We start from the raw sequence: 14,369 nt of genomic DNA on the forward strand, positions 1-14,369 counted from the left end.
GGCCTTTTTTTTACTTGCGTGCCGCTTACGGCTTGAAGCTGAAGGTGCGGGTGAGCGTGGCCGGGCCGTCCATCGGCTCGAACTGCCAGTCGCGCACGGTGTTGATCACTTCGCGGTCGAAAGTGCCGCGCGGCTGCGAGCGGATCACGCGCACGTCGGTGACGCTGCCGTTGGCGGCGATCGCGATCTCCACCGTCACCTCGCCCGAGACACCGCTGCGGTAGGCCGCGCGCGGGTAGGACGGCTGCGGGGCGCGCACCGGCACCGGGTTGCTGGCCCGGGCCACGGTCGGCTCGGGCGCCGGCGGCTGGGCGGGCTGGGTGGCGGCCGGCTCGGTCGGCGCCGGGGTGGCAGGCTGGGCCGGCTGCGTCGCCACCGGGGCGGGCGTCGGCGCGGGCTGGGTGGCTGCGGCCGCCGCGGCGGCGGCTTCCTGGGCCGCGCGCTGGGCAGCCAGTTCGGCCTCGCGCTCACGCTGCGCGGCCTGCGCGGCTTCCTGCTGGGCACGCTCGGCGACACCGGCGCGACCCTTGGCGATCGAGTCCTTGATGCGCGGCAGGGCCGGGGTCTGGGCGTCGGAGCGCTCGATCAGGGAACGCAGGCGATCGGCCTCGACGAAATCCTCGCGGCCGATCGCCTGTTCGGCGGCGATGATCGCGTAGGGCATCAGGTCGATCAGGGCCATTTCGGCCGAGGCGTCCGGCTTCTCGCTCTTCTCGCGCAGCGCCAGGTAGTACTCCATGGCGTTGTCGCCGGCCGGCGCGTACAGGCGCTGCTCGCGCAGGGCGTCGGAACCGCGGCTGCGCAGTTCGTCGATGCTCAGGCCCTTGAGCGCGGCCTCGGCGGCCTCGGCGGCTTCCTGCGCGGCCACCTCTTCGGCGGACGGGCCGGCAGGCTGCGCGGCGGCCGGCGCCGGGGCACCGGCGGGCGCCGGGGCGGCCTCTTCCTTGGAGCAGGCGGCCAGGCCGAGGCCCAGCGCCAGGACGATGCCCCAGCGCAGGGCGCGGGAAGACGAGGTCGGTTCGGCGGTCATTTTTTCCCCTGAAACGTTAAGCCAACATGACGTTCAGCACATAAGACTTTGGCCGCTTTGTCAAGGCGAAATCGTTTCGGGCTGCCAACTGGCGCACGGTTTCACGCCGCCGGGGCCGGGGTGGCGGCGCCTACTTGCCGATGCAGAAGTCGGCGAAGATCCGGCCCAGCAGGGCGTCGGCGTCCACCCGGCCCGTGATCGTGCCCAGGGCATCCTGGGCCTGGCGCAGCTCTTCGGCGGCCAGTTCACCGGCACCCTGGTGCAGCTGGGCCGCGGCGGCGCCGAGATGGCGGGCGCCCCGGGCCAGGGCCTCGAGGTGGCGGGTGCGGGCGCTGAAGGCCCCTTCGCTGCCCTCGCCCAGGCCGGCAGCGTCGCGCAGGCGGGCGCGCAGGGTGTCCAGGCCGGCGCCGGTGCGCGCGGATATCCACAGGTGCTCGCCGTCGTCGCGGCGCTCGGCGTGGACCGGGGCGCCGCTCAGGTCGGCCTTGTTGTGCAGCCAGAGCACGGGTACGCCGGCCGGCAGCGGCAGGGCCGGCGGGGGCGCCTGGTCGTCGAGCACCGCCAGCACCAGGTCGGCGCGCTCGAGTTCGGCGCGGGCCCGGCGGATGCCTTCCTGCTCCACCCGGTCCGGGGCCTCGCGCAGGCCGGCAGTGTCGACCAGGGTCAGTTCGATGCCGTCGATGCGCACCTGTTCGCGCAGCAGGTCGCGGGTGGTGCCGGCGATCTCGGTGACGATGGCGCGCTCCTCGCCGGCCAGGGCGTTGAGCAGGGAGGACTTGCCGGCGTTGGGCGCCCCGGCGATGACCACGTGCAGGCCATCGACCAGGCGCTTGCCGCGTCCGGCGTCGGCGCGCAGGCGATCGAGCGCGGCCGAGACGTCGTGCAGTCGGCGCTGCAGTTCCGGCGCGGCCAGGAAGTCGACTTCCTCCTCGGGGAAATCGAGCGCGGCTTCGATCCACACGCGCAGGCCGGTCAGGCCCTCGACGACGGCGTGCACGCGCCGCGAGAACTCGCCCTCGAGCGAGCGGCGGGCCGCGCGCAGGGCGGCCTCGCTGCCGGCGGCGACCAGGTCGGCCACCGCTTCGGCCTGGGCCAGGTCGAGCCGGCCCTCCAGGAAGGCCCGCTCGGTGAACTCGCCCGGCCGCGCCGGCCGCGCGCCCAGTGCCAGGCAGCGCGCCAGCAACGCCTGCAGCAGCAGCGGGCTGCCGTGGCCCTGCAGCTCGAGCACGTCCTCGCCGGTATACGAATGCGGCGCCGGGAAATACAGCAGCAGCCCGTCGTCGATCACCTCGCCGTCGCCGTCGCGAAAGCGCAGGTAATGCGCGTGCCGCGGCGTCGGCGCCTTGCCCAGCAACGTCGCCGCGATCACCCGGCAGCCCGCCCCGCTCAAGCGCACGATCCCCACGCCCGCCGCCCCGGCCGCCGTCGCAATCGCCGCAATCGTTTCGCGCTGCTCTGTCATGGAGAGGATTTAGCCACGGATGAACACGGAAAGACACGGAGGCCCACGGATGAATCAACAGGTAGAAGCAAAAAGAAAGGGCGGCCTGCGCGGCCGCCCCTTCCTTCGAAACCACTCTCGAACGCTCTATCCGTGAGCCTCCGTGTCTTTCCGTGTAATTCCGTGGCGAAAACCTTACTTGGCCGGAGCCGGGGTGGTGCCGTGGCGCTTGGTGATGATCCACTGCTGGGCCAGGCCGAGGATGCCGTTGGTGCACCAGTAAAGCACCAGGCCCGAGGGGAAGAAGGCCATCATGACGCCGAACACCAGCGGCATGGCGGTCATCATCTTCTTCTGCATCGGGTCCATGCCCGGCGTCGGCGTCATCTTCTGGGTCAGGTACATCACCGCCAGGTTGATGACCGGCAGGATGAAGTACGGGTCGGGCGCGGTGAGGTTGTCGATCCAGCCGATCCACGGCGCCTGGCGCATCTCCACCGACTCGAGCAGCATCCAGTAGAGCGCGATGAAGACCGGGATCGTCACCAGGATCGGCAGGCAGCCGCCGATCGGGTTGATCTTCTCCTTCTTGTACAGCTCCATCATCGCCATCTGGAACTTCTGCTTGTCGTCGCCGTAGCGCTCCTTGAGCGCTTCGATGCGCGGCTGGATCGCGCGCATCTTGGCGAAGCTCTGGTACTGCTTGGCCGACAGCGGGTAGAGCAGCAGCTTGATGATCAGCACCGTCAGGATGATCGCCCAGCCCCAGTTGCCGGTGAGGTGGTCGTGCAGCGGCTTGAGCACGAAGTCGAACATCGGCTGGGCGAGGAAGGTGAAGATGCCGTAGTCCAGCGTCAGCTTCATGCCCGGGGCGACGGCCTGCATCTGCTCCTGCAGCTTGGGGCCGACCCACAGCGTGGCCTCGCGGGTCGTGCGCGTGCCGGGGGCGACCTCGAAGGGCGCGCCCACCGAACGAACCAGGAAACGCGGCTGGCCGTTGCCCAGCTGCGCCAGCGAGAAGCGCTGCGGCTCGGTGGCGGCGGGCACCCAGGCCACCAGGAAGTGGTGCTGCAGCAGCGCGATCCAGCCGCCGGTGACGTCCTTGTTGAGCGGGCCGTCGTCGACGAAGTCCTCGTACTTGCGCTTCTCGAACTTGTCGGCCGGGCTGTACCAGGCCGCGCCGGTGAAGCTGTAGGCCTCGGGGTTGGTCAGGGTGAAGCCACGCGAGCTGGCCACCGGCGGGATGCGCTGCAGCTGCTGGTAGCCGTAGCCGCGCCAGGCGGCCTCGCCGTCGTTGATCACTTCCTCGCGCAGGGTCAGCGCGTAGGCGCCGCGCTTGAGCACCCAGGTCTTGCGCACCTGCAGGCCGCTGGCCGGGTCGGTCCACAGCAGCGGCACTTCGAGCACGTCCTGGCCGTCGGCGAGCTGGAAGTCGGTGCGGCCACCCTCGGGGCGGAACACCGCCTCGTGGTTGGGCGCGCTGCCCGACTGCGCCACCAGGCCGGTCTGGGCCACCGAGAAGCGGGCCGCGTCGGCGTCGAACAGGCGCACCTTGCGCGCCGGCTCGTCCTTGTCGACCGGGTAGTGCAGCAGTTCGGCGCCCACCAGGTTGCCGCCGCGCAGGTCCACGCGCAGATCGAGCACGTCGGTGCGCACGCGCAGCAGGCCGGGGCTGGCCGCGGCGGCCGAAGCCGAGGCCGGCGCGTCGGTGGCGGCCGCCGGAAGCGAGGCGGCCGCCGGCGCCGCGGAGGCGTCGGGCACGGCGCCATCGCCGGCCGGGATGCCGGCGTCGCCGGGCAGGGCGTCCGTGGGTTCGGGCAGTTCGGCCACCGGGGCGTCGGCCGGGGTGGCGGGCGCCGGGCCCTTGTTCCATTCCATGAAGAGCAGGAAGGCAACGGCGAGCCAGGCGATCAGGAGGAAGGTGCGGGTCTGGTTCATGGGCAGGCGGCGGGCGCGCCGGCGGGTTGCCGGGGCCGGCCCTGGGTCTCGGTCAGGAGTCGGTGGCGGGGCGCTCGCGCGCGTCCGTGGAGGCGGGCATTGTGCCGGCCGGGGGCGTGGGCTTCAACGACCGGGCCCGTCCGAGCAGCTGCAGCCACTGCTCGCGCAGGGCCGCATTGTCGAGCGCGGCGGCGCCGGGCTGGGCGATCAGGACGTAGTCACCGGGCGGCAGCTCGTGCCGCTGGCGTCGGAAAACGTCGCGGGCGATCCGCTTGATGCGGTTGCGGCCGACGGCCCGTTTGTCGACTTTCTTGGACACGGCAACGCCGAGCCGGGGCACACTGGCCTCGGCCCGGACGTGGGCGAACAACCTCAGCTGGGGGCTCGAAAGCCGCCGGCCTCCCTTGAACACCGCCTGGAACTCGGCGGAAACGCGCAGTCGCGCGCTGGGCGGGAAGCTGGCAGGCGGGACGGGCGGAAGCGGGTTCACGGCCCGTCGGGCGGCCGCCGGCGAACCGGCGGCGACGCGTCAGACTGCGAGGCGGGCGCGGCCCTTGGCACGACGACGGGCGAGGATCTTGCGACCATCGGCGGTCTTCATGCGGGCGCGGAAGCCGTGGTCGCGCTTGCGCTTGAGGTTGCTGGGCTGGTACGTGCGCTTGGTGGCCATGGTGGCACCCCGGTTGGTTTTTGGGCGGAAAAGACCGCGGACTATAGCGGTTGCCCGGCCGGGGCGTCAAGGCCAATCCACGTGGCCAACCGGGCGCCGCGGCGCTAGACTGCACGATCCCGAATACTTATCCACAGCGCCGTCCGCGGTGCTGCAGCCCGGACTTTCGCTTGAACATGGATGCTGCCTGGCCCCGTTGCCTGGAACGACTGGAAGCCGAACTGCCGGCCGAAGAGGTACACACCTGGCTGCGGCCCCTGCAGGTGGAGACCCACGCCGACGGCCTGACCCTCTACGCCCCGAACGAGTTCGTGGTCGACCAGGTGCGCGAGCACTACCTGGCCCGGATCCGCGAACTGGTGGCCCACTTCGCCGGCGCCCCGGCGGCGGTGGGGCTGGCGGTGGGCTCGCTGCGGCGCAGCCCGGCCCCGGCGGCGCCCGGCGCCGCGCCGGCGGCCGCGCGCGCCTCCGGCCCGGCCTTCACCAGCAACCTCGACCCGCACTATTCGTTCGAGAACTTCGTCGAAGGCCGCAGCAACCAGCTCGGCCGCGCCGCCGCGCTGCAGGTGGCCCAGAACCCCGGCAAGGCCTACAACCCGCTGCTGCTCTACGGTGGCTCGGGCCTGGGCAAGACCCACCTGATGCATGCCGCCGGCAACCTGATGCGGCAGAACAACCCGGGCATGCGGGTGCTCTACCTGCGCTCCGAGCAGTTCTTCAGCGCCATGATGAAGGCGCTGCAGGAAAAGTCGATGGACCAGTTCAAGCGCCAGTTCCAGCAGGTGGACGCGCTGCTGATCGACGACATCCAGTTCTTCGCCGGCAAGAACACCACGCAGGAAGAGTTCTTCCACACCTTCAATGCGCTGTTCGACGGCAAGCAGCAGATCATCCTCACCTGCGACCGCTACCCGCGCGAGGTGGAGAACCTCGAGACCCGGCTCAAGACCCGCCTGACCTGGGGCCTGAGCGTGGCGATCGAACCGCCGGACTTCGAGACGCGGGCCGCCATCCTCACCGCCAAGGCGGCCGAGCGGTCGGTGAAGTTGCCCGAGGACGTGGCCTACCTGATCGCCAAGCGCATGCGCTCGAACGTCCGCGACCTCGAGGGCGCCCTGAACACGCTGGCGGCCCGCTCGAACTTCATGGCCAGGCCGATCACCGCCGACTTCGCCCAGGAGACCCTGCGCGACCTGCTGCGGGCCCAGCAGCAGGCGGTTTCGATCAGCAATATCCAGAAAACGGTGGCAGACTACTACCAGCTGCGCATGGCGGACCTGCTGTCGAAGCGGCGGACGCGCTCCCTGGCGCGCCCGCGGCAGATGGCGATGGCCCTGAGCAAGGAACTGACCGAGCACAGCCTGCCGGAAATCGGCGATGCCTTCGGTGGTCGCGACCACACCACCGTGATGCACGCCTGCAAGGTCATGCGCGAACTGCGCGAGATCGACGGCAAGTTGCGAGAGGACTGGGACAAGCTGCTGCGCAAATTGAGCGAGTAAGACGTGGAACCGGCGCGGCGTGGAACCAAGGTTCTGGCCGCTTGTGGATAAGTTGGGGACGGCGGAAAGCGCCAAAAACTATCCACAGGTTTCCACAGCCAGGCCCGGGCACCGCCCACAGGCTTGGTGAGTAGTAAAAAACGTTATAAATCAACGAGTTGTATGTGTTATCCGGCGTTTTTGCCGACTCCACCGCCACCAGTTTTTGATTTATCCACTCTTTGGAGCTTGGGGACCCGCATGCGTTTCAGCCTGACGCGAGAAGTTCTGCTCAAACCCCTCCAGCAAGTCGTCAACGTCGTCGAGCGGCGCCAAACGCTGCCGGTCCTGGCCAACCTGCTGGTGACGGTCGAGGACGGCAAGCTGTCGATGACCGGTACCGACCTGGAAGTCGAGATGGTGGCCCGTGCCGACGTCGACGACGCCCAGTCGGGTGAAACGACCATCCCGGCCCGCAAGCTCTTCGAAATCGTCCGGGCCCTGCCCGACGGCAGCAAGGTGACCCTGAGCCAGTCGGCCGACAAGGTGACGGTGCAGGCCGGCCGCAGCCGGTTCACCCTGGCCACCCTGCCCGGCAAGGACTTCCCGGCCGTGGAGGACCTGGAGCTGGTCGAGCGCATCCGGGTGCCGGAAGCGGCGCTCAAGGAGCTGATCGAACGCACGGCGTTCGCCATGGCCCAGCAGGACGTTCGCTATTACCTCAATGGCCTGCTGCTCGACCTGCGCGAGGACAGCCTGCGCTGCGTGGCCACCGACGGCCATCGCCTGGCGCTGTGCGAAGCCCCGCTGCCGGCCGGCGCCCAGACCCGCAAGCAGATCATCGTGCCGCGCAAGGGCGTGCTCGAGCTGCAGCGCCTGCTCGAGGGCGGCGACCGCGAGGTCGAACTGGAAGTGGGCCGCAACCACCTGCGCATGCGTCGGGAGGACGTGACCTTCACCTCCAAGCTCATCGACGGCCGGTTCCCGGACTACGACGCGGTCATTCCGATCGGTGCCGACAAGGAAGTGAAGCTCGACCGCGAGGGCCTGCGGGCCGCGCTGCAGCGTGCGGCGATCCTGTCGAACGAGAAGTACCGCGGCGTGAAGCTGGAGATCAGCCCTGGCCAGGTGAAGATCATGGCGCACAACCCGGAGCAGGAAGAGGCCCAGGAAGAGATCGAGGCCGAAACTCGCGTCGACGGCCTGAGCATCGGCTTCAACGTGACCTACCTGCTGGACGCCCTGAGCGCCCTGCGCGAGGACACCGTCATCCTGAACCTGCGCGACGCCAACTCGTCGGCCCTGGTGCGCGAGGCCAGCCACGAGCGCAGCCGCCACGTGGTGATGCCGCTGCGCCTGTGACCGCCAAGCCTTACGTTGTCCGATACCGCCCGGCCTGTGCCGGGCGGTGTCGTTTCCGGGCCCCACTGGCACCCTGCCCGCCGGGAGGCGCCGCATGCGCCTGACCCGGCTCGACGTGCAGGACCTGCGCTGCCTGGCCTCGGTGCGCTTCGAGCCGGCGCCTGGCCTGAACCTGGTGACCGGCGGCAACGGCGCCGGCAAGACCAGCCTGGTCGAGGCCGTGCACCTGCTGGGTTACGGCCGGTCCTTCCGCGGCCGGGTCCGCGACGGCCTGGTCCGCAGCGGCCAGCCGGCCCTGTCGGTCTACGCCGAGTGGCTCGACGGGCAGGGCCGGATCCGCCGGGCCGGCCTGCGTCACACCGGAGGTGACTGGGAAGCCCGGCTCGACGGTGCCCCGGCGCCCAGCCTGACCGAGCTGTGTGCGGAGCTGGCCGTGGTCAGCTTTGAACCCGGCAGCCATGAACTGATCGCCGGGGGCGCCGAACACCGCCGGCGCTTCCTGGATTGGGCGCTGTTCCACGTGGAACCGAGCTTCCTGCCGGTCTGGCGGCGCTATGCCCGGGCGCTGAAGCAGCGCAACGCCCTGCTCAAGCGTGGCCCGGCCCCCTCGGCCCTGGCGCCCTGGGACCAGGAGCTGGCCGAGTCGGGTGAGCGGCTGACCAGCCTGCGTGCCGGCTATCTGGACCGGCTTGAGCCGGTCCTGGCTGCCACGGCGGCCGAATTCCTGCCCGAGCTGGGCGCGGCAGGCCTGGCCTACCTGCCTGGCTGGCGTCGCGGCGAGACCTCGCTGGCCGACGCCCTGCTGCTGGCCCGGGAGCGGGACCTGGCCCTGGGCTACACCAGCGTCGGTCCGCACCGGGCCGACTGGCGGGTGGACTATGCCGGCCTGCCCGGCCGCGAGGCCCTCTCGCGCGGCCAGGAAAAGCTCACCGCCCTGGCCTGCGTGCTCGCCCAGGCCCGGGCCTTTGCCGCCGACCGCGGCGAATGGCCGCTGGTCTGCCTGGACGACCTGGCGTCGGAACTGGACCAGCAGCACCTGCGCCACGCCCTCGAAGCAGTCCTGTCCTCCGGCGCCCAGGTCCTGCTGACCGCCACGGAGGCGCCGGCGATCCTGACGGGCAGCCTGGCCCCCGCAGCCGTGTTCCACGTGGAACGCGGGGTCCTCGTCCGCGCCTGAGGCCAGCCACCTGCGTCGGTCGGCCCGCCTGCCCCGCCCGGTTGCGTCCCACCTCGCCCGGCGGTCCCCGGCCCTTCCCGGCCGTCCCGCACACCCGTAAACCCGCAGGCTCGCGCGCCTGCCTCCGGGGCGCCGCGCAGGTTCCGCGAGCAGCGTCTTCCGCTGGCCCGCCCTGGCAGGCCGCAGGCGCCCGCATCGCCCCGACCCGGTCCCGGGTAGCGCAAAGCCCCGGCGTGGCGCTGGCGCCCACGTGAAGGCCCCACGCGGTATACTCGACACCTTATTTATAGGCGCGCCCCACCGCCGGATTCCCCGGGGGGAGGCGGGCCGTTCGTGGACCCTGAGCACACGCCTCCGATGACCGAAACGCCGAATCCGTCCCAGTCCCCCGCCGAATCGAGCTACGACTCCAGCAAGATCACCGTCCTGCGCGGCCTGGAGGCCGTCCGCAAGCGACCGGGCATGTACATCGGTGACGTGCACGACGGCACCGGCCTGCACCACATGGTGTTCGAGGTCGTGGACAACGCCATCGACGAAGCGCTGGCCGGCCATTGCGACCGGGTCATCGTCACCCTGCACGCCGACGGCTCCTGCTCGGTCTCCGACAACGGTCGCGGCATCCCGGTCGATATCCACAAGGAAGAGGGCGTCTCGGCGGCCGAGGTGATCCTCACCGTGCTGCACGCCGGCGGCAAGTTCGACGACAACAGCTACAAGGTTTCCGGCGGCCTGCACGGCGTGGGCGTGTCGGTGGTCAACGCGCTGAGCTCGAGCCTGTGGCTCGACATCTGGCGCGACGGCCACCACCACCAGCAGGAATACGCGCTCGGCGAGCCCGTGTATCCGCTCAAGGTGGTGGGCCCGGCGCACAGCAAGCGTGGCACCCAGCTGCGCTTCCTGCCCAGCGTCGAGATCTTCACCGACGTCGAGTTCCACTACGACATCCTGGCCAAGCGCCTGCGCGAGCTGAGCTTCCTCAACTCCGGCGTGCGCATCGAGCTGGTGGACGAGCGCGGCGAGGGCAAGCACGACGTTTTCCAGTACGAAGGCGGCATCCGCAGCTTCGTGGAACACCTGGCGGCGCTAAAAACCCCGCTGCATCAAACAGTTATCTCCGCTTCTGGCGAAAAGGACGGCATCACGGTGGAGATCGCCGTGCAGTGGACCGACTCCTACCAGGAGACGATGTTCTGCTTCACCAACAACATCCCGCAGAAGGATGGCGGCACCCACCTGATCGGCTTCCGCGCGGCGCTCACCCGCACGCTCAGCAACTACATCGAGCATAGTGGCATCGCCAAGCAGGCCAAGATCTCGATGTCCGGCGACGACATGCGCGAAGGCATGATCGCGGTGCTGTCGGTGAAGGTGCCCGACCCGAGCTTCAGCTCGCAGACCAAGGAAAAGCTGGTCAGCTCCGAGGTGCGCCCCGCCGTCGAGTCGGTGATCGGCCAGAAGCTCGAGGAGTTCCTGCAGGAGCGCCCGAACGAAGCCAAGGCCATCGCCGGCAAGATCGTCGACGCCGCCCGTGCGCGCGAAGCCGCGCGCAAGGCGCGCGACCTCACCCGCCGAAAGGGCGCGCTCGACATCGCCGGCCTGCCCGGCAAGCTCGCCGACTGCCAGGAAAAGGACCCGGCGCTGTCCGAACTGTTCATCGTCGAGGGTGACTCGGCCGGTGGTTCCGCCAAGCAGGGCCGCAACCGCAAGAGCCAGGCGGTGCTGCCGCTGCGCGGCAAGATCCTCAACGTCGAGCGCGCGCGCTTCGACCGCATGCTCTCGAGCGCCGAGGTCGGCACGCTGATCACCGCGCTCGGCACCGGCATCGGCAAGGACGAGTACAACCCGGACAAGCTGCGCTACCACCGCATCATCATCATGACCGACGCCGACGTCGACGGCTCGCACATCCGCACGCTGCTGCTCACCTTCTTCTACCGGCAGATGCCGGAGCTGATCGAGCGCGGCCACGTCTACATCGGTCTGCCGCCGCTGTACAAGCTCAAGCAGGGCAAGAACGAGCTCTACCTCAAGGACGACGCGGCGCTCAACGCCTACCTCGCCAACAACGCCGTCGAAGGCGCCGAGCTGCGTCCGGCCGAGGGCGCGCCGCCGGTGGCCGGCGCCGCGCTGGAAAAGCTGCTGCTCGACTTCACCGCCGCGCGCGAGCAGCTGCTGCGTTTCGCGCACCGCGTCGACACGCCGGTGCTCGAGGCGATGCTGGAAATGCCGCCGCTGTCGGCCGACAAGTTCGCCACGGCCGGCGCGCTCGACGCCTGGTGCGCCGAACTCGGTTCGCGCCTCAACGCCACCGGCCTGGGTCGTCCGCGCTACACCTTCAGCGTGCAGGCGGCCAACGAAGACGGCCAGCCGGCCGCACTGCTGGTGCACAAGCTCCACCATGGCCTGACGTCCGTGCAGGTGCTGCCGGCGGGCCAGCTGCTGGGCGGCGAGCTGCGCCAGGTCACCGAAGTGGCCGCCGCGCTCGACGGCCTGCTGCAGCCCGGCGCCAGCATCACCCGCGGCAACCGCAGCCAGTCGGTCACCCGCTTCCTGCAGGTGCAGGAGTGGCTGCTCGAGGAAGCCAAGAAGGGCCGCATGATCCAGCGCTTCAAGGGCCTGGGTGAAATGAACCCCGAGCAGCTGTGGGAAACCACGGTCAATCCGGAAACGCGCCGCCTGCTGAAGGTGCGCATCGAGGATGCCGTCGCCGCCGACCAGATCTTCTCGACGCTGATGGGCGACGTCGTGGAACCGCGCCGCGAGTTCATCGAAGAAAACGCGCTGCGTGTCGCCAACCTCGATGTCTGAACCGGCGCCGGCGCCCGGCGCGCCGCCGCCGCTGCCTGCCCCCCGCCCGTCCAACCCCTGGACGGGCCTGGCGCTCGACGTGGTGCTGGCCGTGGCCGGCATCCTCATCGTCTCCACCCTCCTGATCGCGCCCCTGGTGGCGATCGAGGCCTTCCGCCAGTCCGCGGCCGGCCAGGCCATCGCCGACGGCGACGCGCTGGTGCAGGCCGCACTGCCGCAGATCACCGTGGCCGCCATCGTCACGACGCTGGTGGTCGGGCTGCTTGCGTGGTGGCTGCGCGGGCGCCGCCTGGCGCCGCCGGCGCCGCGGCTGTCGCTGGCCGGTGCAAGCGCCCTGGCCGTGCTCGCCGGCGTGCTGGTGCAGGGCATCGCCCTGGCCGCGATGCAGGGCCTGCAGGCCGTGGCCGGCGAGGGCCCGGCCACCCCCAGCAATGCCGCGCCCATCCTCGCCCTGCAGCAGGCCTCGCCGGTCCTGACCTGGCTGATGGTCGTGGTGGTGGCGCCGCTCGGCGAGGAGCTGCTGTTCCGGCGGGTGATGCTGCACCGCTTCATGGTGGCCGGACGCGCGCTGGCGGGCCTGGTGGTCACGTCGCTGCTGTTCGCCGCCACCCACGAGCTGGGCCAGGGCGACGGGCACTCGCTGCTGCACTGGCTGGGCCTGATCGCCGTCTACACCGGCATGGGCATGGGCTTCGGCGCCGTCTACCTGCGCACGGGCCGGCTGTCATCCGCCGTGCTCGCCCACGCCGCCTGCAATGCGACGGCGATGGCGGCCATGGCATTCTCGGGCGCCTGACGGCGGAGTTACACTGGCGCGCGCCGCGCCTGCGGCCCGCCGGCAACTCCGGCATCGAACCGGGAACCCTATGAGCAAGCGACACCTCTACCTGCTGGCCCTGGCCATCATCGCCGTCGCGTTTTCGGCGATGTACTACAAGTGGAAGGTGCTGGAGTTCCCGCTGCAGCCCGACACCCAGGTCCGGGTCTGGACCGTGCAGGCGCACATCGAGTTCCAGCCGCGCCGCAGCGCCAACGCGGTGACGCTGCAGCTTCCCGACAAGACGCCCGGCTGGACGGTGCTCAACGAGCGCTTCGTCGCGCGCAACTATTCCAAGAACGAGATCCCGCACGCGGAAGGCCGCGAGGTGCAGTGGGCCAACCGCCGTGCGGTCGGCGAACAGGATCTCTACTACCGCGCCACGGTGGTGCGCTCGGACGAGCGCCAGCGTGCGATGCCGGACTTCGAACCGGTCATCCCCTCGCCGCCCGAGCTCGAGGAGCCCTACGCCACCGCCGCCGACGCCCTGCTGCAGCAGGTGCGCGAAGGTTCGGTCAACAACGTCACCTACACCCGCGAGCTGCTGCGCCGGCTCGGAGAGCAGAACCCGAGCGAAGAGGTCACGCTGCTGGCGGAGCGCTATGGCAGCGACGAGTCGGCCCGCGCCGCGTTCGCCGTGCAGCTGCTGGCGCGCCGTTCGATCCCGGCCCGCGTCATCCACGGCCTGAGGCTCACCGACGAGCCGCGCGAAGGCGAGGGCGTGCTGCAGCCCTGGCTGATGGTGCACGACGGCCTGGCGTGGAACATCATCGACCCGCGCACCACCGCCGAAGGCCTGCCGGCCGACGTGATGGTCTGGAGCGCCAGCGAGCGCCCGGTGCTGGTGCTCGAGGACGGCACTCAGGCCACGCTGGGCTTCACCATCGGCCGCAACCTCGCCGACGCCATGGCCACGGTGGAGCGCCGCCTCGAGGTCAAGGACGCCAACCTCGTGCACTACTCGCTGCTGAGCCTGCCGCTGCAGGCCCAGGACACCTACCGCATCCTGCTGATGGTGCCGATCGGCGCCTTCATCATGCTGCTGCTGCGCAACCTGGTCGGCGTGAAGACCTACGGCACCTTCATGCCGGTGCTGATCGCGCTGGCCTTCCGCGAGACGGCGCTGGTGGCCGGCATCATCCTGTTCGTGGTGGTGGTGGGCTTCGGCCTGCTGGTGCGCTTCTACCTCGAGCGCCTGCGCCTGCTGCTGGTGCCGCGCCTGACCGCCATCCTGATCCTGGTGGTGCTGCTGATGGCGGCGGTGAGCGTGCTGTCGAACCGGCTCGGCCTCGAGGTCGGCCTGAGCGTGGCGCTGTTCCCGATGGTGATCATGGCGATGACCATCGAGCGCATGTCGGTGGCCTGGGACGAGCGTGGCGCCGGCACCGCCATCCGCGAGGGCGTCGGCACCCTGGTGGTGGCCGCCCTGGCCTACGTGGTGATGACCTGGCCGGCGCTCGAGCACCTGGTGTTCGTGTACCCGGAAACCCTGCTGGTGCTGTTCGCGCTGGCGCTTCTGCTGGGCCGCTACTCCGGCTACCGCCTCAACGAGCTGCTGCGCTTCCGTGCCCTGGCCCGCGAGCCCGACCCGATCGTGCCGCCGCCCGCGGCCAGGACGGCCGACGACGTCGCCAAGGCCTGA

General features: G+C 70.4%; 11 protein-coding genes. 6 read left to right on the top strand and 5 right to left on the bottom strand.

Features of this window, described 5'->3' with window-relative positions; genetic code table 11:
- Positions 1 to 25 precede the first annotated feature (25 nt).
- From C6N40_RS10130 to rpmH, 5 genes are all read right to left on the bottom strand, one after another.
- Positions 26 to 1,030, bottom strand: coding sequence for an energy transducer TonB (locus tag C6N40_RS10130; protein ID WP_106990906.1), 1,005 nt, complete (start codon positions 1,028 to 1,030; stop codon positions 26 to 28).
- A 130-nt stretch (positions 1,031 to 1,160) separates the two neighbouring features.
- A complete protein-coding gene (gene mnmE, locus C6N40_RS10135; RefSeq protein ID WP_106990907.1) occupies positions 1,161 to 2,492 on the bottom strand; it encodes a tRNA uridine-5-carboxymethylaminomethyl(34) synthesis GTPase MnmE in 1,332 nt (443 codons plus the stop codon).
- 174 nt (positions 2,493 to 2,666) lie between these two features.
- Entirely contained in the window at positions 2,667 to 4,409 is a 1,743-nt protein-coding gene (gene yidC, locus C6N40_RS10140) for a membrane protein insertase YidC (RefSeq protein ID WP_106990908.1), read from the bottom strand.
- A 52-nt stretch (positions 4,410 to 4,461) separates the two neighbouring features.
- Positions 4,462 to 4,899, bottom strand: coding sequence for a ribonuclease P protein component (rnpA, locus tag C6N40_RS10145; RefSeq protein ID WP_106990909.1), 438 nt, complete (start codon positions 4,897 to 4,899; stop codon positions 4,462 to 4,464).
- Positions 4,900 to 4,938: 39 nt separating this feature from the next.
- The gene (rpmH, locus tag C6N40_RS10150; protein WP_026817103.1) at positions 4,939 to 5,079 is read right to left on the bottom strand and encodes a 50S ribosomal protein L34; all 141 of its coding nucleotides are present in this window, start codon (positions 5,077 to 5,079) and stop codon (positions 4,939 to 4,941) included.
- Positions 5,080 to 5,255: 176 nt separating this feature from the next.
- On the opposite strand from rpmH, the gene dnaA reads away from it, so the two are divergent.
- The 6 genes from dnaA (at position 5,256) to C6N40_RS10180 (ending at position 14,369) form a co-directional block, all read left to right on the top strand.
- The gene (gene dnaA, locus C6N40_RS10155; protein WP_106990910.1) at positions 5,256 to 6,581 is read left to right on the top strand and encodes a chromosomal replication initiator protein DnaA; all 1,326 of its coding nucleotides are present in this window, start codon (positions 5,256 to 5,258) and stop codon (positions 6,579 to 6,581) included.
- A gap of 240 nt (positions 6,582 to 6,821) precedes the next feature.
- Entirely contained in the window at positions 6,822 to 7,922 is a 1,101-nt protein-coding gene (gene dnaN, locus C6N40_RS10160; RefSeq protein ID WP_106990911.1) for a DNA polymerase III subunit beta, read from the top strand.
- Between the two features lie 94 nt (positions 7,923 to 8,016).
- On the top strand, positions 8,017 to 9,099 hold the full coding sequence (gene recF, locus C6N40_RS10165; protein WP_106990912.1) for a DNA replication/repair protein RecF: 1,083 nt from the start codon (positions 8,017 to 8,019) through the stop codon (positions 9,097 to 9,099).
- A 357-nt stretch (positions 9,100 to 9,456) separates the two neighbouring features.
- Positions 9,457 to 11,910 carry a DNA topoisomerase (ATP-hydrolyzing) subunit B gene (gene gyrB / locus C6N40_RS10170; RefSeq protein ID WP_106990913.1) on the top strand — a complete coding sequence of 818 codons (2,454 nt, stop codon included), beginning with the start codon at positions 9,457 to 9,459 and terminating at the stop codon, positions 11,908 to 11,910.
- On the top strand, positions 11,903 to 12,706 hold the full coding sequence (locus C6N40_RS10175; protein WP_106990914.1) for a CPBP family intramembrane glutamic endopeptidase: 804 nt from the start codon (positions 11,903 to 11,905) through the stop codon (positions 12,704 to 12,706). Before gyrB ends, C6N40_RS10175 begins: the two co-directional genes overlap by 8 nt.
- A 70-nt stretch (positions 12,707 to 12,776) precedes the next feature.
- Complete coding sequence (locus C6N40_RS10180) at positions 12,777 to 14,369, top strand: UUP1 family membrane protein (protein WP_162782190.1); 1,593 nt, start codon at positions 12,777 to 12,779, stop codon at positions 14,367 to 14,369.

The organism is Arenimonas caeni, from assembly GCF_003024235.1.
In the GTDB taxonomy this organism is placed as follows: domain Bacteria; phylum Pseudomonadota; class Gammaproteobacteria; order Xanthomonadales; family Xanthomonadaceae; genus Arenimonas; species Arenimonas caeni.

What these genes read in the sequence shown, in the direction of transcription:
- C6N40_RS10180 (WP_162782190.1), top strand. Translation starts at nt 12,777, where the DNA reads ATGAGCAAGCGACACCTCTACCTGCTGGCCCTGGCCATCATCGCCGTC.
- gyrB (WP_106990913.1), top strand. Translation starts at nt 9,457, where the DNA reads ATGACCGAAACGCCGAATCCGTCCCAGTCCCCCGCCGAATCGAGCTAC.
- C6N40_RS10175 (WP_106990914.1), top strand. Translation starts at nt 11,903, where the DNA reads ATGTCTGAACCGGCGCCGGCGCCCGGCGCGCCGCCGCCGCTGCCTGCC.
- dnaA (WP_106990910.1), top strand. Translation starts at nt 5,256, where the DNA reads ATGGATGCTGCCTGGCCCCGTTGCCTGGAACGACTGGAAGCCGAACTG.
- yidC (WP_106990908.1), bottom strand. Translation starts at nt 4,409, where the DNA reads ATGAACCAGACCCGCACCTTCCTCCTGATCGCCTGGCTCGCCGTTGCC.
- C6N40_RS10130 (WP_106990906.1), bottom strand. Translation starts at nt 1,030, where the DNA reads ATGACCGCCGAACCGACCTCGTCTTCCCGCGCCCTGCGCTGGGGCATC.
- recF (WP_106990912.1), top strand. Translation starts at nt 8,017, where the DNA reads ATGCGCCTGACCCGGCTCGACGTGCAGGACCTGCGCTGCCTGGCCTCG.
- mnmE (WP_106990907.1), bottom strand. Translation starts at nt 2,492, where the DNA reads ATGACAGAGCAGCGCGAAACGATTGCGGCGATTGCGACGGCGGCCGGG.
- dnaN (WP_106990911.1), top strand. Translation starts at nt 6,822, where the DNA reads ATGCGTTTCAGCCTGACGCGAGAAGTTCTGCTCAAACCCCTCCAGCAA.
- rpmH (WP_026817103.1), bottom strand. Translation starts at nt 5,079, where the DNA reads ATGGCCACCAAGCGCACGTACCAGCCCAGCAACCTCAAGCGCAAGCGC.